Raw genomic sequence first — 20747 nt, forward strand, 5'->3', positions numbered from 1 at the left:
CTCTCATGATCAGAAAAATCATTCATATAGATGAAGAAAAATGCAACGGCTGCGGGCTCTGTGCCCGCGCCTGCCACGAAAGTGCAATTGGAATTATAGATGGAAAAGCAAAACTGCTTCGGGAAGATTACTGCGACGGTCTGGGAGACTGCCTCCCTGCCTGTCCAACAAATGCCATTTCTTTTATAGAAAAGGAGGCAGCTGCTTACAACGAAGCCGCAGTTCTGGAAAATAAGAAAAAGCTGGAAGCACACTCCCAGCTTCAACAGTGGCCGGTACAGATTAAGTTAGTTCCCATCAATGCTCCATATTTTGACGATGCTGACCTTCTTATTGCTGCAGATTGCACAGCCTATGCTTACGCTAACTTCCATCAGGATTTTATCAAAGGTAAGATTACTCTTATCGGCTGTCCGAAACTGGACTCTGTAGATTACAGCGAAAAGCTCACCGAAATCATCCGTCAGAACAATATCAAGAGTGTTACCATCGTGCGCATGGAAGTTCCATGCTGCGGCGGAATCCAGAATGCAGCCATAAATGCCATGAAAGCCAGTGGAAAATTTCTTCCATGGCAGGTATACACCATCTCCACAGATGGAAGGATTCTTGCCTGATTTTGCCCCACAAAAATCCGGACTGCTCCACACAGCCCGGATTTTTTATCCCTGTAATCCCTTTGATTGACGAATCATATCTTCCACTACAATATCAAAAATTTCTCCAATGGAATTACAAAATTGAATGTACTCCCATTTCTTTATTCTTCTTTTCTCTTATAACTCCAAAATCATTTTTAATACATTCAGCACACTGTCCGGACCTGGTTTCTCCAGTACGTATCTGGCGGCCTGCTTGGCTTCCTCGCGGGCAGTGGTAACTGCATAGCTCTTTCCAGCTTCCAGCAGCATGCTCACATCATTGCAGTTATCTCCGAAAGCAACAACCTCTTCTCTCTTCGTAATTCCAAGACGATTGCAAAGTTTCTGAAGAGCATTTCCCTTTCCGGAATGTACATCCACGAAATCTACCCAGTAATCACCGGAAGCCATGATCTGAATCTTATCTCCAAAACGCCGCTTCGCTTCCTCTGCTCCTAGAGCTGCATCCACTTCTTCGTTATACATGGCAACTTTTGTCATAGTCTCCGGGGCATTCAATACATCGTCCACTTCATTTACATGAAGTTTATATCCTTCCCGAAGTTTCTTCACAAAAGCCTGGTCTGCCCGCTCCACGTATGCCTGGGCACTGCCTGCTGTCATGAAAGAAGCTCCCTCCTGGGCTCTCACATACTCCACAACCTCTTTGAGTATATCTGCAGGAATTGCCATTTTCTCAATAATTTCTCCCTGATAGGAAATGATTCCACCATTTCCTGCAATAAAATAAATATCATCTTTTACAGGTGCAAACACTCTTTCAATACTGTCATATTCTCTGCCGCTGACAGCCGCAAATACAATTCCCTTAGCCTTCAGCTTTCGGATAATGTCATAAATTTCCGGATTAATATCCATGGTGCCTTCTTTCAGAAGTGTACCATCCAGATCTGATGCGATCAGTTTTATCATAGCTCTACCTCATGTATTTCTGCTAGTACATAACAGGGGATTCCAACATATTTTCTATTCCATAAAAAATCCACAGAACTCCCAACCTTTATCTGTCAGAAATCCTGTGGACTATTATACTATGAAAGGAACACTTTATCCAGAGTATATTAAAAAATCATTCCTGCAGTAACAAGACAGTTACTGTTCCTTCTGTACTTCTATAATATTGGCACAATCTTCATAGCCAGACGGAATCCTGTCTGTAATTATCGTAGATCTGTAAAAATCTGCAAAGGTCACAGAACTGATATTGTCAAACTTGGAACTATCACAGAGCACATAGCACTCCCTGCACTGCTCCATGGCAGCTGCTTTAACTGCCGCTTCATTGGCATCCGGGGTAGTACAGCCACTCTTTCTGGTAAGTCCATTGGTTCCAAAAAAGCCTTTGGTAAAATGATAACCACGAATCGTATTCATAGCCTGATTACCAATTACTGCTTCTGTAGTGCTCTTCAGCTCTCCACCTACAAGAAGAACCTTAAAGCCTCTTCCTGCCAGTGTCTGGGCATGTACCACTGCATTGGTAACAAATACTGCCCTTGTAACCTTAAGAAACTTCAGGATATCCCCAGTAGTAGTACCTGCATCAATATAGACAAAATCCTCATCCTGGATAAGACCTGCTGCATATTTTGCGATCCGGTCCTTCTCCTCCAGCTTCAGTCCCATTTTCTCGGCAACTGAATATTCATATGCAGTTACCCGCTCCTTCAGTTCCACGGCACCACCGAAAACTTTCTCCAGCTTGCCTTCCTTATCCAGTGCGGTAATATCTCTTCGCACTGTTGACTCTGATGTATCTAAAAGATCCTTCACTTCTGTGACAGTAATACTTCCTTTCTCTCTCAGAAGCTCCAAAATGATCTCATGTCGCTGCTGTGTTAACATTCTTTTCCCGCCTTATAATCTGTAACATTGGTTTCCAGAATGATCTTGCGCAGTGGCAGAATACTTCCCGGTGAAACAGAAAGTTCGTCCACTCCCATTGCCAGAAACTCTTTTGTAAGTGACTGGTCAGCACCAAGTTCTCCACAGATTCCAGCCCAGATACCAGCCTTATGAGCATTCTCCACAACCAGGGAGATCATGCGCAGCACTGCCGGGTGATGAGGATCAAAAAACAGGTCGAGCTGAGGATTCTGACGATCGATTGCCATAGTATACTGGCTGAGATCGTTGGTTCCGATGCTGAAGAAATCGACCTCTTTCGCAAGATCATCACTGATGATTGCTGCTGCCGGAGTCTCAATCATAATTCCCTGTTCCGGATTGCCAAACTCTACGCCCTGAGCGGTAAGCTCCGCTTTCACTTCCTCTACGATTTCCTTGATCTTACGCACTTCCTGTACGCTGGTGATCATAGGATACATAATTGCGATCTTGCCAAATGCACTGGCACGGAATAAAGCACGAAGCTGTGTCTTGAAAATCTCCGGTCTTGTCAGACAGATACGGATTGCCCTGCATCCCAGTGCCGGATTCTCTTCATGCTCCATGTGGAAATAATCGCATTGCTTGTCTGCACCAATGTCCAGTGTACGAATGATCACTCTCTTGCCTGCCATAGTCTGTGCAACCTGTCTGTAAATCTGGAACTGTTCTTCCTCTGTTGGGAAATCTTCTTTCTCCAGATAAATAAACTCACTTCTGAAAAGACCGATTCCACCGGCATCATTCTGAATGACTGTTGCCAGATCCTTGATGTTGCCAATATTAGCGTACAGCATTACTTTCTGTCCGTCAAGAGTAACGTTCTCTTTTCCTTTAAGGGTCAAAAGAAGCTGCTTTCTGGAAAGATCTTCTTCCTGGCGCTTCTTCATCTCTGCCAGAGTCGCCTCATCCGGATCTACATAAAATGTACCGTTTGCACCGTCTACAATTCCAAGTCTGCCATCAATCTCACTCTCAAGAGACACGGAAGTATTTACAAGTGCAGGAATCGCCATGGTCCTTGCAAGAATCGCTGTATGGGAATTCAAGGAACCTTTCACTGTAACAAAAGAAAGAACTTTATCCTTATCCAGCTGTACAGTCTCTGATGGCGCCAGATCCTCTGCCACGATGATCTTCGGCTCGTCTGCATCTACAGCCCCTGTCTCTTCTCCATTTAAAATGGTGAGAAGCCGCTCAGAAATATCACGAACATCTGCCGCACGCTCTCTCATATAATCGTCGTCCATTGCAGAAAACATCTGCGCGTAATTGTCACCTGTAGTTGCCACTGCATACTCTGCATTTACGCCCTGGCTGCGAATGATATTCTCTACAGATTCATTATATCCATCGTCCTCCATCATCATCTGATGAACTTCGAAGATTGCTGCATTGGCTTCCCCGACTTCTCTCAAGGCCTTATCGTAAAGTCCCTGAAGCTGTTTAATCCCTTCTGCTTTAGCTTTCTCATAGCGCGCCATCTCCTGTTCCGGATCATCAATCTTCACACGCTTAACCTGCTGCTCTTTTTTCTGATATACGCTGATCTTACCGATGGCAATACCACCGAAAACACTTTTTCCATTATATATCTGCATTTTTTCTCTCCCACTTATTTGATCTGCTGACAGGAGACCAAACGCTCCTGCCATCCTATCCCGTTCTCGTGATACTCACCAAAGTCTCACGCAAATATCACTTTGACAAGCTGTTTACAAACAAACAGGGACATACCCGCAGGTATGTCCCCTTCCTGTCTTACAGAGTTTCCTGCATGAATTTGCTCACTGCCTCATATGCAGCGTCTTCATCTGCACCTTCAAATGTAAGAGTAACCTCGTCACCTTTCTTCACTGCAAGTCCCATAATTCCGAAGATTGCCTTACAGTTCATAGCCTTGCCGCCCTTTGCGATCTTGATATCAGAAGAAAAAGCCTTTACTGCTTTTACAAGTTCTCCTGCTGGACGTGCGTGGATTCCTTCCGGGTCTGTTACAACATACTTAAATTCTCTCATGATTCATTCCTCCATTTTTCTTTTTATCTTTGGTCTCTATTGATTTTCTTATTATTTGATTTCTTTATATCTGATTTCACATTCTGTGTCAATCACTATTCACGATTATGTTACTGTTCATGACCTTCACAATAACACGATTATACCTGCATATCTTTTCCAGACATGGGTTACCATTCATTCCGCAGCCAATATTAGAGCCTGTTTGAACATCCATTGTCAGGCATTTTTCTTTTTCAGAACTCCCAGGAGCACTGCGGAAACAACAGTTCCCACTACCAGTGCACTCACATACTGCACTGCATTTCCCATAACCGGAACTACGAAGATTCCACCGTGAGGTGCCATCAGGGTACAGCCAAATGCCATGGACATTGCACCTGCAAGACCAGATCCCACAATACATGCCGGAAGCACATGAAGCGGGTCGGCTGCTGCAAAAGGAATGGCTCCCTCTGTGATAAAGGCAAGTCCCATAATAAAGTTGGTAGGACCAGACTCCCTTTCTTCTTTCGTAAATCTGTCTTTAAAAAGAAGTGTAGCAAGTGCGATGGCGCATGGCGGAACCATACCACCAACCATAACGGCTGCCATAATATCATAGTTACCAGCTGCAATCGCTGCAGTACCAAATACATATGCTGCTTTGTTAAACGGACCACCCATGTCGATTGCCATCATTCCGCCAAGGATCAGTCCAAGAACGATCTTGCTGGAGCTTCCCATGGAGGTAAGTCCGTTATTCAGTGCTGTATTGATACCACCCATGATGGGCTCTACAACAAACAGCATCAGAAGTCCCATGATCAGAATACCAACAACCGGATAAATCAGAACCGGTGCGATCTTCTCAAGAGCTTCCGGAAGCTTCTCACATACCTTACGAAGTCCCAGAATAATATATCCTGCTGCAAAACCAGCTACCAGAGCACCAAGGAAACCTGAAGTTCCGCTGTGGGCCATCATACCACCTACAAAGCCAAGTGCAAGTGCTGGCCTGTCACCGATTGCCATGGCAATAAATCCCGCCAGAACCGGAAGCATAAAGCCAAATGCCACATCACCAATCTGCTTGAACATGGCTGCTGCCGGAGTGATGGTACCAAAATTAGCTCGCTCTGCCACATCCAAGGCATTCATATCAACCATAAGACCATCGATCAAAAAGGCAATGGCGATCAGAATACCACCGCCAACTACAAACGGAAGCATATGGGAAACACCATTCATCAGCTGGGTGTAAATCTTGTGTCCCACACTGCCGCCGGCCTTATTCTGACTCTGTGATGAGGCTGATGCATTTCCGCTGTGATAAACCGGTACGTTTCCAGACATGGCAAGCTCTACAAGCTCATCAGCCTTATTGATTCCATCAGAAACCTGACGCTGAATCACTTTCTTTCCATCGAAACGATCCATGGGAACCTGGGCATCGGCCGCAACGATAATGCAGTCTGCATCCTGAATCTCCTGCTCTGTAAGCACATTCTTGGCTCCGCCAGAGCCTCTTGTCTCAATTTTCACAAAACAGTTCTTCGCCTTGGCAGCCTTCTCAATTCCTTCTGCTGCCATGTAGGTGTGGGCAATTCCTGTAGGGCAGGAAGTAACAGCCAGAATCTTAAACTGATCCGCTTCAGCCTCTCCCATATCGGCCAGACGCTCATCTACGCTCTTCTTTTCCTCGTCTGCCTGATCAATGATCGTAAGAAATTCCTCTGGTGTCTTCGCTGCACGAAGGCTCTTGGTAAATTCCTCATCCATCAGCATCATGGAAAGCTTGCTGAGCACGTCCAGATGAACATTATCCTCTGTATTCGGCGCAGCAATAAGAAACAGCAAGGTAACCGGCTCTCCGTCAAGAGAGTCAAAGTCAACGCCTCCCGGGATCACCATAGCGGCAAGTCCTGGTTTCTCTACTGCATCACATTTACCATGAGGAATGGCGATTCCCTCCCCGATTCCTGTAGTACTTTCTTCCTCTCTGGCATAGACCTGCTTACGGTACGCTTCCTCATCATTAATCTTGCCACTTCTGGTCATAAGGGAAACCGCTGCATCCAGAGTCTGAGACTTATCTGCTGGGGCAGCATTTAACGAAATACTTCTTACGTCCAGTAAATCTGTGATCCTCATTTCTTCCTTTCCTCCTGATCCTTTCCTGTGATCTGCTGATATACAGCTTCAATCTCTTCTCTGGTAGCAAGATTCTCAGAAAACGCACTGGCACTTCCAGCTGCGATTCCCATGTGGAACGCATATTCATAATCCTGCTTCTCCATATATCCTGCCATAAATCCGGCAACCATGGAGTCTCCGGCTCCAACACCATTGATCAGCTTGCCTTTCGGTGCAGGCTCCTCATAAACGTCTCCATTCTCAGCAATAAGGACCGCGCCCTCTCCTGCCATGGAAATCAGTACATTCACAGCTCCCATCTCCTGGAGTTTCTTACCATATGGGATCACGGACTGGCGGTCTTTCAGTTCTACGCCGAAGATCTCACCAAGTTCATGGTTATTTGGCTTAATAAGAAATGGATGATAGGGGAGAACCTTCATCAGAAGATCTCTCGTCGCGTCCACTGCGATTCTTACGCCTCTGCCGTCCAGCATAGCCATGATCTTCTGGTAGGCATCATCCGGCATGGATGATGGAATGCTTCCGGAAAGGAAAAGTACATCGCCTTGTCCAAGCTCTCCTAACTGCTTCATCAGCAGATCCACCTTATCAGTTCCGATCTTCGGTCCCTGTCCATTGATTTCTGTACCGTCTATACTCTTCAGCTTCAGATTGATTCTGGAAAAGCCTTCCCCTACCTGGATGAAACCATTCCTCACACCCATCTCCTCAAGACGTCTGATAATCTCATCTCCGGTAAATCCGGCTGTAAATCCAAGGGCTGTACTCTCAATTCCCAGATTCATAAGAACTGTAGAAACATTAATTCCCTTGCCTCCCGGCAAAAGCATCTCCGAACTGGTTCGATTGGTAAGACCAAGCTGGAAGTTCTCTACCGACACGATGTAATCCAGTGACGGATTAAAAGTCACAGTGTAAATCATTTCTACCTCCTGCTTATTTTTGCTTGTTTTTGATTTGTTGTGCTTATTATACTTTCATATACAGTCAAAGTCAATCAATCTTTTTCACAAGATTTTCACTTATGATTTATTACAATTGCACAAATATGAATTATTTTGACTGTTTTTGATTTTTTATATGCAACGATGTGCCAGAGCATGTTCAAAAAAGCTTTCTGCAAGATGTACGTCACAATTTGTGGGAGATTTTGTCCGGATGAGGGCGTCGTAGCAGGCTACGGCAACCGAATTCGGGCGAAACATACCGCAAAGTGGGGCGTACAGATTGCGGGAATGATTTTTCAGACGCGCTCCAGTACAGTGAAAATTAACCACATTGGCGCAGTATATGACAGATCAGACAGGTCAATATAGCGGTTATTTACTATTGGCTGTACGAATAGTAATATCCATAAATCACAAAAAAATGCAGATATCAGGCTGTGCCCCAACCTGAACCCTGCATTTTTCTGTATTTTATAATGATGGTCAAAATCAGTCATCAAATTCTGTTATTTTAATCAGTTCGAAGCGCTGTCACCGGATCACTTTTAGCAGCTTTTCTTGATGGGATCAGTCCGCCAAGAAGAGTCAGAACCACGCTCAGTCCGATCAGAACTACTGCTGCTACAGGAGGAAGAGCCGCCTTCACATTCACTCCGTCAGCCAGTGACCGGATAATGCTGTTCGCAGGAATGAGAAGAAGCAATGTAATTCCAATCCCCATAGCACCTGCGCAAAATCCGATAATAAACGTCTCCGCATTGAACACCTGTGACACGTTGTGCCTGGAAGCACCAATCGCTCTTAGAATACCAATTTCTTTTTTCCTCTCCAGAACACTGATATACGTGATAACACCGATCATAATGGAAGAAACCACAAGGGAAATCGCTACAAAAGCCACCAGAACATAACTGATAATATTTACAATATTCGTAACTGACGACATCAGCGTTCCCACAAGATCCGTATAAGTGATCACCTTCTCATCCTCTCCTGCCGCTTCCATATCCGCGTTATACTGATCCAGAATACCTACAATTTCTGATTTACTTTCAAAATCCTTTGGATAGATATTAATTCCGCCAGGAACATTTAGATCTGCATATCCAAGCTTTTTCAGATTTCCGTCATAAGAAGAATTTTCAGATGACAGCAGGGACATCATGAGCTCTGAGAGGTCGTCCTCATTCATGTTCATCTGAATTGCTTTTGCAAAAGCCTCCGGATTAATGGAAAGCGCATCTTCCATATTTCCCATGCCGCTTCCCAATCCGCCAAGTCCGCTCATAGCCTGGCTCATGGCAGAAGTAAGACTCGATGATACACTGGTCATCACAGACTGCATTGCCTCCTGCATACCGGAACTGATATTTCCCATCATCTGCTCCATAGCAGTCTGGATTCCCTTTGTAAGCTGTTTTTCCACCTGTTCCATTATCTCTGTAAATTTTGACTCAATCCCCTTTGCGATCGCATCTGTGAAAGAAGTCATCATGGCTTTCATGTAAGTTTCCATTGCCTGGGAAAACTGCGTCTGCACCTCGCTGGTATCCACAAGAGTCATAAGTCCATTCATGAGACGATTCTGCCCATCCTCTGTCTGCATATATTCCAGAAAATAGATTCCCAGATTAGCCGGGTCCGGAAGGGAATTATTCCTGGCATACTCCGGATAAGCAGCTACAACGTCCTGCATAAGAAGATCCCGTATCTGTTTTGTGGTAATATTCACTGTCACGCTGTTTTTAACCAGATTCTCTGCTTCCTCTTTGATCTGCTGCTGGATTTCCCCCTGACTTAAAAAGGCAAGAATGCTAGCCACATCTGTCTGGGTGATACCATTTGCCTTGGCATACTCCTGATACTGGTTCATCAGCCCCACAGCCACTGCGATCAGTTTTTCCGAAGACATATCCACGTTCACGTTATTTTTCACCAGCTCCTGCAGATCCTTGCACAGACGTTCGTTCATCTCTTTTGATGTCAGATACTGCTTCAATGCTGCCTGCATTTTATCCATATCTGCTTCCGGTTTATCTTTAATGCTTTCCTGATAACCAGTAAGAACCTCTTTCAGCAAAGCAGTTACCTTCTCTTCTGTAAAATCAAACTTCACTGACTTCAGCGCCTGACTCATATCCGGAACCTGGTCTGCCGGAAGATTTTTCAGAATTTCTTCCGGATCAATCATATGGGAAAGATCCAGATCAAGGTCATCCAGCTTGATAAGCTTGGAAAGATCCGGCATACTGCTCTCATCCAGATTTATATTTCCAGCCAGAGCTGACATGTCAGGCATATCCGGCATTTCCACATTCAATCCGGAGGACAGCCCCGAAAGACTGGACAGGTCCATATTAAATCCACTGAGATCTACCTGAAAGGCCTCCTGCAGGGCATCCGCATTAATGGAAAAAAGGGATTCCATGTCAAACTTACTGTTCTCATTGTCTTCTTTTCCAAATTCCTCTCCGGTAAAAACATTTATCTTTTCATCCGCCAGCTGCTGCTTCACAATTTCACTGGAAGCAGCCTTCTCGATCACATGTCTGGTAAGCTCCGGAGTATAACAGATTCCAGCAGTGAGCATGGAAGCAGTGGCACCTTCCACAGGCTGGACAATTCCCACAACTGTCAGGTCTTCTCCTTTTTTCACCAGTTTTTTCATATAAGAGCTGTTGTCTGATTTATCCTTCCAGACCTTATATTCTTCATCAAATTCATAATAATCGGTACTGCTTACCAGCTTAAATTTCTTCCCCAGGATTTCATCATAGGTGTATGATTCCTCGTTCTCTGGCGTTTCCACTGCCTCTTCTGCCATAAATTTCTGAACCATATCATCCAGTTCTTTACCGTCCCGAAGTCCAAGAGTGTACTGGAGAAAATCACTGATATCGCCCTGTGAAGTAAGCACCAGCACACATTCTTTATAATTTTCAGGCCATCTTCCCGCTTTCACGTCATATTGATCCTTATAAAGATCAGCATCTTCCGGCATTTCATGAAAAACATCAGTGCTCATGGTAGAAGACATAATGCTGTTGGAGGAACCAGAGCCCAAGCCCATAGCAGAAAAAGATTTGTCCGGATTTACCTGTCGGATATTTTTTCCATTTTCCAGAAAAATCTGGGGAGATACAGAATATGTACACTCCACTGAATTCGCATACTGGGAAATGCTGCTTTCATTGCTGTCCAGATAAGCTTTCAGAGACTCCAGATCATTGGAATTCATTTTGGAGAACATATTAGTCACCATCTGGGCAACACCTACTTCCCCATCCTTTTTTTCACTCTGGGCTGTGGCAGCTCCCATCATCATGGAGGTAAGATCTACACCTGTACTTTGTATCTGCAACGGATATTCCGAAAGTGTTTCTTCTTCCATATTTGTAATGTATTTGTCTACACCATTTGATATGGAAAGGATCAGCGCAATTCCGATAATACCGATGGAGCCTGCAAAAGAAGTAAGTAAGGTCCGGGCTTTCTTAGTCTTCAGATTCTGAAAGCTAAGGGAAAGTGCAGTAAAAAAGGACATGGAGGATTTTCCCATATTCTTGTGAACAGGAGGTGCCATGCTCTCGCTGTCTATCACAAACGGATCTGTATCAGAAAGGATTCGCCCATCTTTTACCGTCACGATTCTGGTGGCATAAAGCTGGGCAAGCTCCGGATTATGGGTGACCATTACTACCAATCGTTCCTTTGCGACCCCTTGCAAAAGATCCATAACCTGTACACTGGTATCTGAATCCAGGGCTCCTGTTGGCTCATCTGCCAAAAGAATTTCCGGGTCATTTACAAGTGCTCTGGCAATTGCCACTCGCTGCATCTGACCGCCTGACATCTGACTTGGCTTTTTGTGGATCTGGGCACCAAGGCCTACTTTTTCCAGAGCCTCTTTTGCACGGCGTCTCCTCTCGCTTTTTGAAACACCGGAAATGGTAAGGGCAAGCTCCACGTTTGCAAGAACTGTCTGGTGTGGAATCAGATTATAACTCTGAAACACAAATCCTATGGTATGATTTCGATAGGAGTCCCAGTCCCTGTCTTTATATTTTTTTGTTGAAATCCCATTGATGATCAAGTCACCACTATCGTACCGGTCAAGACCACCAATAATATTCAGAAGAGTGGTTTTTCCCGAACCGCTGGGACCAAGAATTGCTACAAATTCATTGTCCCGAAGGCTAAGGCTCACTCCATCCAGGGCACGCTGTACCAAATTTCCTGTTCTATATTCTTTGTGTATGTCTTTGATCTGAAGCACTTACTACTTCCTTTCTGTCGCATAATAAATGTTTATAACCATTCACCAATTCAGGCAAAATATACCGCAAAGTGGGGCGCCGAAGATTTCGATTTTTATGTGAGCCAGATTCACATAAAATACCTTGCGGAATAATATTTGCTGAATAGTTCAAATATTTTTATTATAATCTTAAATTGTGAACATATTGTGTTTTTAAAATAAAACCATTCTCTTGAAATCCAACTATTTCTATCGTATAATAAGAAGATACATTACCGCTTTAGAGAGATGATGCATACAGATTGCGGCTATCGCAGTCTGATATAACTTACTTCAGAAAGGATGAAAAACATGAAGGTTTTACTCTTAAATGGCAGCCCGCGCAAGGAAGGCTGTACTTTTACTGCACTTAGTGAAGTGGCAAAAACACTGAATCATAATGGAATTGATACTGAGATTTTCCAGGCTGGGAATCCGGATACAGATAATGTAAAAGCCGCCGCGGCAAAATTAAAGGAAGCAGATGCGCTTATCGTTGGTTCTCCGGTATACTGGGCTTCCCCATCCGGACAGATCATTGAATTTATGGATAAGCTTTGCTCCATGGCAGGCAAAGACATGCTCCACAAACCAGCTGCAGCAGTTGCTTCTGCAAGAAGAGCCGGCACCACAGCTACTTTAGACGTTCTTCAGAAATATTTCAGCTATCATGAAATGCCTGTTGTATCTGCTAACTACTGGAACATGGTTCACGGAAATACTCCTGCAGAAGTTGCGCAGGATGAAGAAGGACTTCAGATCATGCGCTCACTTGGAAACAATATGGCATGGCTTCTGAAATCCCTGGAAGCAGGGAAAGCGGCAGGTATTGCAGTTCCTCAGGCGGAAGATAAGATCAAGACAAATTTTATCCGCTAAATATGGTGCAGTAGTTGTCATATCTTCACATAAATGAAGCTCCAGAGCATATCTAAAAAAGGCTTTTTGCAAGATGTGCGTCACAATTTGTGGGAGTTTTTGCCCGGATAAGGGCGCCGTAGCAGGCTACAGCAACTGAATTCGGGCAAAATTTCCCACAAAGCGGGCGTGCAGATTGCAAGAATGATTTTTCAAACAGGCTCTGGCTGCACCAGTTTAATAATGTGTGTGACATGGAAGAAGTTCCGTTCGCATACATCAAAAAAAACTTCCAGAGAGGTATTTTATGCTGCAAATAATCGAAACCATCAACACCGCTGTAAATAATTTTATCTGGGGCGTTCCTGCAATGGTCTGTATTTTCGGAGTTGGTCTTTATCTTAGTATCCGCACCAATTTTCTTCAGATTCGCAAATTCCCCTACGCAATCAAAACAACCCTTGGACGTATTTTCCGCAAACGTGACGCATCTGACGGTGCTATCACGCCTTTCCAGGCAGTGTGTACAGCACTTGCAGCCACGGTCGGTACTGGCAATATTGCCGGTGTAGCAGGTGCTATCGCAATTGGCGGTCCCGGAGCCATATTCTGGATGTGGGTTTCTGCACTGTTTGGCATGTGTACCAAATATGCTGAGGTTACTCTGGCGGTACACTACCGCGAGATCAATGCCAACGGTGAACTGGTAGGCGGTCCCATGTATTACATCAAGAACGGTCTTAGCAAAAAATGGCACTGGCTGGCTTATCTGTTCGCAGCATTCGGCGTGCTCACTGTATTTGGTACCGGCAACGCTACACAGGTCAATACTATCACCACTGCCATCAATTCTGCATTGCTGAATTATAACGTGATCAGCGAAAGCGCCGTTTCTACTTCCAACCTGATCATCGGAATCATAATTGCCATTCTGATCGCCATGATCCTTCTTGGCGGAATCAAACGAATTGGCCATGTTACCGAAAAGCTGGTTCCATTTATGGCTCTGCTTTACATCCTTCTCGGACTGGGAGTTATCCTTCTGAACATTCAGAATGTACCAGCTGTATTCGCTTCTATTTTCAGAGGGGCATTTCAGCCCAGAGCTGTAACAGGCGGCATTGTTTTAAGTATGTTCACCAGTTTAAAAAAAGGTGTTTCCCGTGGTATCTTCTCTAACGAGGCTGGTCTTGGTACCGGATCCATTGCCCATGCGTGTGCAGATACCAAAAAGCCTGTAAAACAAGGTATGTTCGGTATTTTCGAAGTCTTTACAGATACCATCGTGATCTGTACACTGACTGCACTGGTTATCCTTTGCAGCGGCGTTGCTGTTGATTATGGAAAAGCAGCCGGTGCAGAGCTTACGATCCTTGGATTTACTTCTACATATGGAAGCTGGGTATCCATTTTTACAGCAATTGCCATGTGCTGCTTCGCTTTTTCCACAGCAGTCGGATGGGGACTTTACGGTGCCCGCTGCATCGAGTTCCTGTTCTCTGAAAAAGTGATCAAACCATTTATGGTTATTTATTCCCTGGTTGCCATCCTTGGCGCAACTGCCAACCTTGGACTGATGTGGAGCATTGCAGAGACATTTAACGGTCTTATGGCAATTCCCAACCTGATTGCTTTGTTCCTGCTTTCCGGTACAGTTGTGAAGCTGACAAAAGAATATTTTGCCGGAGAGGGCAAAACAAAATAAATATAAAAAGGGACATCGCATGAACCGTTTTCGCTCATGTGATGTCCCTTTCAGATTATTGATCAATCCTTATTCTCTTCCTCGGCAGCTGCATCTGTAGTTGTATCAGCATCTTCACTTTTCTCTTCCTCACCGATCTCAACTGCATTTTTTTCTTCCTCAGTCTGCTCCTGCACATCCGTAACGCTTACCTTATGGTCATACCATTTGCCCTTTTTACCAATGATTGCCAGGTCAAATTCCTCATCCAGCTTCTCTACCGGAACATTGAATCCATAAACCTCCTCTGTCATGCCATCGCTGTAAGTTACCTTATCAATAGTAGGCTGAATCAGTTCGGCACCGTCTTTCTGTGCATCCTCTGCTGTTCCAAGGAAAACATTCTCAATATTCTTGGAAACGAGAGTGATATGAACGGTCATTTTACCATCCTTTACAGTGAGGGTAGCTCTTCCGTTGCAAGCCTCATTTACATGGAACATACTGCTGTCTGTGTCAAACTCTACACCATAAACACCGTCTTCAAGTTCGCTGTCTGCGGCATTCTCTGCACCATCTGTGGTTTCCTCTGCCTCAGCCTCTGTGGCTTCTGCAAATGCCGGGAATGCAGTTCCTGCTGTCATAGCGGAAATACTTACAGCTGTTAATAAAATGACTAATGAACGTTTCATAATAACTCTCCTTGCTTTTTCTTTATTTACGGTGCACTTGTGTGTACCGTATTTGTTTTATTACTCAAACAGCTGCCCCACAGTGTAGGAGCAGCTGCTTTTGTTCTGTTGCAATAACAATTTATACCAAAATAATTATTTCGCGATGGAATCAATAGCTGCCTGAGTATGAGCTACATAAAGCTGCTCAACAGCGTCAATTCTTCCAAGACCTTCGATCTGGCAATCAATCTCATCGAAATTTCCAGAAGCCTCGAACATGCTCTTCCAGGAATCGTCATCATCACCAGCCATATCATTGTTTGCATGGTCACCAGCAACAACCATAAGCGGACGAAGGATTACTTTCTTGAATCCGGCATCTTTTACTTTATTGATAACTTCATCACAAGCTGTATCCTCTGGCTCACCTTCTACAGTACCGATGAATGCGTTTGTGAATCCAAGTTTCTCCATCTGGGTCTGCATCTGGTCATATGTAACGTTTGCTGTATGGGAAGTACCATGTCCCATGAATACAAATGCGGTTCCATCTTCTGCAGCTGCTTCCATGCTGTCATATCCAGCTTCTTTTACAGCTTCATCTGTGATTGCCTGAGCAACAGCAGCTTTGTCATCGTTGATAACGGTAGCGTCATCGCCAACCTCACCAAGCATTGGCTCAGCGATTGCTACAGATTCAAATTTATCTTTGTAAGCATCAATAGCTTCTACCATCTCATCGTACTCAGCACCATGCATAAGATGTGTAGGCTGAACTACAAGATTCTTAACACCGTTTGCTACTGCACGGTCAAGTGCCTGCTGCATGTTATCAATCTTCTCATCATCTCTTGCCTGTACATGGTTGATAATGATCTGAGCGGTAAATGCTCTTCTTACAGACCAATCCGGGAATGCTTCTGCAAGAGCATCCTCGATTCCCTTAATATCCTCTGCACGGCTGTCGTTAAAGGATGTACCAAAGCTTACTACAAGAAGCTCATTCTCACCGATCTCGTCCTGATTACGCGGATCATCCTTGGAAGCATCACCTGTGTCACGTCCGAAATACTCTGGACTTGCCTCTTCTCCCTCTACAAGCTCTTTCTGAGCATCTGTAAGGGCATCCCATGCTTCTTTAGCTTCCTTGCACTGCTCATCTGTATCATCTGTTCTCTCCTGAACATAAATAGCATCGATAAGTGCTGCTACTTTATCAGCCGCTTCCTTATCTGCATCTGCAGTGTCATCAGCTGCTTCTGCATCGTCTGTTGTCTCAGCATCATCAGCTGCTTCAGCATCGTCAGCTGCCTCAGCATCATCAGCTGTCTCAGCATCGTCTGTTGTCTCCTCTGCTGCTTCCTCTGTCTCTGCAAATGCAACAGTTGCTGTTGCTGCTGTCATGCTTGCTGCCATAGAAGCTGCAAGAAGGATTGCTAATAAAGATTTTCTTTTCATTTCTTTTTCCTCTTTTTTTTGTATTTCCGGATAGAATCACGTATAAAGAATCCCATGGGAAATCTATCACCAATCTCCCATTGCATAAAAACAGCCGCATTTTCTGCGACTGCACACATTCTCATATACACACTTTTCTTCCAAAAAACATTCAGGAAATATTCATGTATCGTTATGAGAATACAGGTTCTGTGTACCGCAGACCTAAGATTCCACGCCAAGGCAGTTCTCCTGACTTCGGTCAACACTGCTCCCCCTTCCCGGTTTCCCAGTGGGCTCTGAAGCAGTTCCCTTACACAGTGACGGCATCGTTCCGGACTCTCACCGGATTCTCTTTTGCGCATCATGTTCATGATGCAACCTTCGCGCTATAACCATTATACATATTCGACTCGGATATTTAATATGTACCATATTATTATATATTTTTTATGAACTTTTTATGTATTTTTTATGAACTAGAGTATGTTTGAAAAAGGCTTTCTGCAAGATGTGCGTCACAATTTGTGGGAGATTTTGTCCTGATGAGGGCGCCGTAGTGGGCTACGGCAACTGAATTCGGGCAAAATATACCGCAAAGTGGGGCGTGCAGATTGCGGGAATAATTTTTCAAACAGATTACTATTCACTCCGTTCATAGCAACACGCTTCGCGATACACAGGAATCATGCTTTCGCATGGTTTCGCGCCGCAATTCTCAGGTTTTCTGTGAATTACTTATTGACAAATACCCCGCCAGGGTATATATTGGTTTCATCAAATACATACCCCTAAGGGGTATATAAGGAAAGGAGTCCGCCTATGACAGCTGATTATAAATCCGAATCCTGCTGCAGCCACACCGCAGCCGATCCTGCAACTCTTTCCAGCCAGGAACCTACCAAGAAGGTCTGTTCCTGCTGTTGTACCAAGCACACCGACCGTTCCGAAGCAGAACGCAGGAAGCTGGTAAACCGTCTGAAACGTATTGAAGGCCAGATAAGGGGTATTATAGGAATGCTGGAGAATGACGCTTACTGCAACGATATTCTTATTCAGTCAGCAGCTGTAAATGCCGCTGTGAATGCATTTAATAAGGAACTTCTCGCCAATCATATCCGAACCTGTGTGGCAAGAGATATCCGTGATGGTAAAGACGAAACCATTGATGAGCTGGTTGCAACTTTGCAGAAGCTAATGAAGTGAGATACCAGCGTATTCCGAATGTGTACCTGCCTGCGGAAGTACGAATGCGCAGAGCAGTCCGTTGGTATCGAAACACTGTATTCGAAGGAGGAATTTATTATGGAACAATACAACGTCACCGGCATGAGCTGTGCAGCCTGCAGCGCCCGTGTGGAAAAAGCGGTAAACAAGGTTCCGGGAGTTACTTCCTGCTCCGTAAGCCTGCTTACCAATTCCATGGGAGTGGAAGGAACTGCCTCAGCCTCTGCCATTGTCTCAGCTGTAGAAGAAGCCGGATACGGCTGCAGCCTGAAGGGTGCTTCCGGTCAGACGGAATCCGTTTCCGATGCTGAGAAAGCCTTGGAAGATCACGAAACGCCACTCCTCAGGAAACGGCTTATTGCCTCAGTAGGTTTTCTTCTGGTGCTGATGTACTTTTCCATGGGACACATGATGTGGGGATGGCCGCTGCCAGCCTGGTTTGATGGCAACCATATCGCCATGGGACTTGTACAGCTGCTTCTTGCAGGAATCGTCATGGTCATCAATCAGAAATTTTTCATCAGTGGCTTCAGGAGTCTGTGGCACCGCTCTCCGAACATGGATACCCTGGTAGCTCTCGGCTCCATGGCCTCCTTTGTATGGAGTGTCTACGCCCTGTTCGCCATGACCAGAGCCCAGGTTGACGGCAATTCCGAACTTGTCATGCACTACATGATGGAATTCTATTTCGAATCTGCCGCTATGATCCTGACCCTGATCACCGTTGGAAAAATGCTGGAAGCCCGTTCCAAGGGCAAGACCACGGATGCCTTAAAAGGTCTTATGAAGCTTGCTCCCAAGACTGCCGTTGTCATCCGAAACGGCCAGGAAGCCACCGTTCCCATTGACCAGGTTGTAAAAGGTGACACCTTTGTTGTCCGTCCTGGTGAGAACATCCCGGTGGATGGTGTGATTATCGAAGGCTCCAGTGCAGTCAACGAATCTGCCCTTACAGGTGAGAGTATCCCTGTCGACAAAGCTGCCGGAGATCTTGTCTCCGCAGCCACAGTCAACCAGTCTGGCTTTATCAAATGTGAAGCTACCCGCGTTGGCGAAGACACCACACTCTCCCAGATCATCAAAATGGTCAGTGATGCTGCAGCCACCAAAGCTCCTATTGCCAAAATCGCAGACCGTGTTTCCGGTGTTTTCGTACCTGCTGTTATCACTATTGCAATTATAACTACTATTGTCTGGCTGCTTACCGGTCATGAGGCTGGCTACGCCCTGGCAAGAGGAATTTCCGTTCTGGTCATCAGCTGCCCATGCGCCCTTGGTCTTGCCACTCCGGTTGCCATTATGGTTGGAAACGGAATGGGTGCCAAAAACGGTATCCTTTTCAAAACAGCCGTCTCCCTTGAGGAAGCCGGAAAGGTTCAGATCGTAGCCCTTGACAAAACCGGAACCATCACAAACGGTCAGCCGGAGGTTACTGACATTCTCCCTGCAGACGGCGTGTCTGAGAACGATCTTCTCACCATTGCCTACGCCCTTGAAAAAAAGAGCGAGCACCCTCTTGCGAAAGCCATTCTGGAAAAATCTGCAAGCCTTGGTCTTACAGCCCAGGAAGTCACAGAATTCCAGGCTCTTCCCGGCAATGGACTCTCTGCGAAGCTTGGCGCTTCCACGCTTATCGGCGGAAGCATGAAATACATCAACACTCTGGCAGCTGTCTCTCCGTCTCTTATGAACCAGGCCGAGAAGCTTGCCGAAGCAGGAAAAACTCCTCTTCTTTTCGCAAAAGATGGAAAACTTCTTGGAATCATTGCAGTTGCTGATGTAATCAAACCGGACAGTGCACAGGCGGTCAAAGAGCTTCAGAATATGGGTATCCACGTAGTTATGCTTACCGGAGACAACAAGCGCACGGCCAGAGCCATCGGCGCACAGGCAGGTGTTGACCAGGTTATTGCAGGCGTCCTTCCAGATGGAAAAGAGAGCGTCATCCGCTCCCTGAAGGAAAAAGGCAAGGTTGCCATGGTTGGCGACGGAATCAACGACGCACCAGCCCTTACCAGAGCAGATATTGGTATTGCCATCGGTGCCGGAACGGATATAGCCATCGACGCAGCAGATATTGTCCTTATGAAAAGCCAGCTTTCCGACGTGCCAGCTGCTATCCGTATGAGCCGCGCTACTCTTCGCAACATCCACGAGAATCTCTTCTGGGCGTTCTTCTACAATGTAATTGGTATTCCGCTGGCTGCCGGCGTATGGATTCCAATTTTCGGATGGACCTTGAACCCGATGTTCGGCGCTGCTGCCATGAGCCTTTCCAGCTTCTGTGTAGTTACCAACGCGTTGAGGCTAAACCTGTTTAAAATTCATGACGCAGTTAAAGATAAAAAAGTCAAGAATCCGGTTTCCATAGAATCCAATTCTGGAAATATTGCTGATTTCTCTGAAGCATCATCTGCTGTTTTCTCAAAATCATTCAATGCAGATAAAACTTCAGATGCAGAACAAACGATTAATAACAGCTGCAAGCTTTTGAACGAATGCAGCGATATTAATAACAATACTAACAAAAAGGAGAATAATACCATGGTAAAAGTGACAGTTAATGTAACAGGAATGATGTGCGGACATTGCGAAGCACACGTAAACAAAGCAATCCAGGAAGCATTTGGGGTACAGGATGTTGTATCCTCCCATGATGCCGGAACTACTATTTTCTCAGCACCAGAGAAAGTGGACGAGGACAAAATCCGCCAGGTAATCAAAGACGCTGGCTATGAAGTAACCGGAATTACACAGGAGTAATCCATCCCTCACATTCAACTTGACCAATGCAGAAACCTATTGCAAAGGTCCGTTCAAACAGCCGACAGAAACATTTTTGATATGCCCCTTGTCAAGTAGACAGGTGAAATATCTAAAGGTAATCGAGTAGGAGGCGGTGACTAACCGCCGTCC

General features: G+C 45.2%; 16 protein-coding genes, 4 pseudogenes and 1 riboswitch. Of the genes and pseudogenes, 8 read left to right on the forward strand and 12 right to left on the reverse strand.

Translation table 11 applies throughout. The features are described from left to right. Positions 1-5: 5 nt before the first annotated feature. Positions 6-617, forward strand: coding sequence for an ATP-binding protein (locus AB5Z12_RS12480; protein WP_227200900.1), 612 nt, complete (start codon positions 6-8; stop codon positions 615-617). A 159-nt stretch (positions 618-776) separates the two neighbouring features. Here AB5Z12_RS12480 and AB5Z12_RS12485 read toward each other — a convergent pair whose 3' ends face one another. The 7 genes from AB5Z12_RS12485 to AB5Z12_RS12515 form a co-directional block, all read right to left on the reverse strand. After that, a complete protein-coding gene (locus tag AB5Z12_RS12485) occupies positions 777-1574 on the reverse strand; it encodes an HAD family hydrolase (RefSeq protein WP_195590271.1) in 798 nt (265 codons plus the stop codon). A gap of 180 nt (positions 1575-1754) precedes the next feature. After that, positions 1755-2507: a DeoR/GlpR family DNA-binding transcription regulator gene (locus AB5Z12_RS12490; protein ID WP_118579534.1), complete on the reverse strand. Its 753-nt coding sequence runs from the start codon at positions 2505-2507 to the stop codon at positions 1755-1757. Next, on the reverse strand, positions 2501-4150 hold the full coding sequence (gene ptsP / locus AB5Z12_RS12495; protein WP_173770138.1) for a phosphoenolpyruvate--protein phosphotransferase: 1650 nt from the start codon (positions 4148-4150) through the stop codon (positions 2501-2503). Before ptsP ends, AB5Z12_RS12490 begins: the two co-directional genes overlap by 7 nt. Positions 4151-4310: 160 nt before the next feature. Next, complete coding sequence (locus AB5Z12_RS12500) at positions 4311-4568, reverse strand: HPr family phosphocarrier protein (protein WP_118579528.1); 258 nt, start codon at positions 4566-4568, stop codon at positions 4311-4313. A 219-nt stretch (positions 4569-4787) separates the two neighbouring features. Further along, positions 4788-6701 carry a fructose-specific PTS transporter subunit EIIC gene (locus AB5Z12_RS12505; RefSeq protein WP_368357501.1) on the reverse strand — a complete coding sequence of 638 codons (1914 nt, stop codon included), beginning with the start codon at positions 6699-6701 and terminating at the stop codon, positions 4788-4790. Beyond that, positions 6698-7630, reverse strand: a complete 933-nt coding sequence (gene pfkB / locus AB5Z12_RS12510; protein ID WP_148461884.1) for a 1-phosphofructokinase — start codon at positions 7628-7630, stop codon at positions 6698-6700. The genes AB5Z12_RS12505 and pfkB overlap by 4 nt, the downstream gene beginning before the upstream one ends. A gap of 153 nt (positions 7631-7783) precedes the next feature. Further along, a complete protein-coding gene (locus AB5Z12_RS12515) occupies positions 7784-7912 on the reverse strand; it encodes a DUF6783 domain-containing protein (RefSeq protein WP_313721186.1) in 129 nt (42 codons plus the stop codon). Between AB5Z12_RS12515 and AB5Z12_RS12520 the strand changes: the two are divergent. Then, a pseudogene (locus tag AB5Z12_RS12520) lies at positions 7871-8023 on the forward strand (DUF6783 domain-containing protein); the annotation flags it as partial. The gene AB5Z12_RS12515 and the pseudogene AB5Z12_RS12520 overlap by 42 nt on opposite strands. Before the next feature lie 142 nt (positions 8024-8165). Here the strand turns inward: AB5Z12_RS12520 and AB5Z12_RS12525 are convergent. Next, positions 8166-11930, reverse strand: a complete 3765-nt coding sequence (locus tag AB5Z12_RS12525; protein ID WP_173735034.1) for an ABC transporter ATP-binding protein/permease — start codon at positions 11928-11930, stop codon at positions 8166-8168. A 333-nt stretch (positions 11931-12263) separates the two neighbouring features. On the opposite strand from AB5Z12_RS12525, the gene AB5Z12_RS12530 reads away from it, so the two are divergent. Continuing rightward, a complete protein-coding gene (locus tag AB5Z12_RS12530) occupies positions 12264-12830 on the forward strand; it encodes a flavodoxin family protein (RefSeq protein ID WP_118579516.1) in 567 nt (188 codons plus the stop codon). A gap of 73 nt (positions 12831-12903) precedes the next feature. Beyond that, positions 12904-12969, forward strand: a complete 66-nt coding sequence (locus tag AB5Z12_RS12535) for a DUF6783 domain-containing protein (RefSeq protein WP_306797093.1) — start codon at positions 12904-12906, stop codon at positions 12967-12969. Here the strand turns inward: AB5Z12_RS12535 and AB5Z12_RS12540 are convergent. Beyond that, positions 12946-13089, reverse strand: a pseudogene (locus tag AB5Z12_RS12540) (DUF6783 domain-containing protein); the annotation flags it as partial. The gene AB5Z12_RS12535 and the pseudogene AB5Z12_RS12540 sit on opposite strands and share 24 nt — an antisense overlap. A 27-nt stretch (positions 13090-13116) precedes the next feature. Here AB5Z12_RS12540 and AB5Z12_RS12545 point away from each other — a divergent pair. Next, positions 13117-14514: a sodium:alanine symporter family protein gene (locus AB5Z12_RS12545; protein WP_173774153.1), complete on the forward strand. Its 1398-nt coding sequence runs from the start codon at positions 13117-13119 to the stop codon at positions 14512-14514. A 62-nt stretch (positions 14515-14576) separates the two neighbouring features. Here AB5Z12_RS12545 and AB5Z12_RS12550 read toward each other — a convergent pair whose 3' ends face one another. The 3 genes and pseudogenes from AB5Z12_RS12550 to AB5Z12_RS12560 form a co-directional block, all read right to left on the reverse strand. Then, positions 14577-15185 carry a hypothetical protein gene (locus AB5Z12_RS12550; RefSeq protein ID WP_226838095.1) on the reverse strand — a complete coding sequence of 203 codons (609 nt, stop codon included), beginning with the start codon at positions 15183-15185 and terminating at the stop codon, positions 14577-14579. 135 nt (positions 15186-15320) lie between these two features. Then, positions 15321-16625, reverse strand: coding sequence for a sirohydrochlorin cobaltochelatase (locus AB5Z12_RS12555; RefSeq protein ID WP_195699988.1), 1305 nt, complete (start codon positions 16623-16625; stop codon positions 15321-15323). Between the two features lie 203 nt (positions 16626-16828). Continuing rightward, positions 16829-17005, reverse strand: a riboswitch (cobalamin riboswitch). A 71-nt stretch (positions 17006-17076) separates the two neighbouring features. Next, positions 17077-17178 (reverse strand): annotated as a pseudogene (locus AB5Z12_RS12560) (DUF6783 domain-containing protein); the annotation flags it as partial. Between AB5Z12_RS12560 and AB5Z12_RS12565 the strand changes: the two are divergent. From AB5Z12_RS12565 to AB5Z12_RS12575, 3 genes and pseudogenes are all read left to right on the forward strand, one after another. Next, positions 17155-17265 (forward strand): annotated as a pseudogene (locus AB5Z12_RS12565) (DUF6783 domain-containing protein); the annotation flags it as partial. The pseudogenes AB5Z12_RS12560 and AB5Z12_RS12565 overlap by 24 nt on opposite strands. Before the next feature lie 161 nt (positions 17266-17426). Then, on the forward strand, positions 17427-17810 hold the full coding sequence (locus tag AB5Z12_RS12570; protein WP_118579507.1) for a metal-sensing transcriptional repressor: 384 nt from the start codon (positions 17427-17429) through the stop codon (positions 17808-17810). A 99-nt stretch (positions 17811-17909) separates the two neighbouring features. After that, a complete protein-coding gene (locus tag AB5Z12_RS12575; RefSeq protein ID WP_226815672.1) occupies positions 17910-20594 on the forward strand; it encodes a heavy metal translocating P-type ATPase in 2685 nt (894 codons plus the stop codon). Positions 20595-20747 lie beyond the last annotated feature (153 nt).

The organism is Ruminococcus sp. RTP21358st1_G6_RTP21358_211008 (assembly GCF_040908885.1).
Lineage (GTDB): Bacteria > Bacillota > Clostridia > Lachnospirales > Lachnospiraceae > Blautia_A > Blautia_A faecis.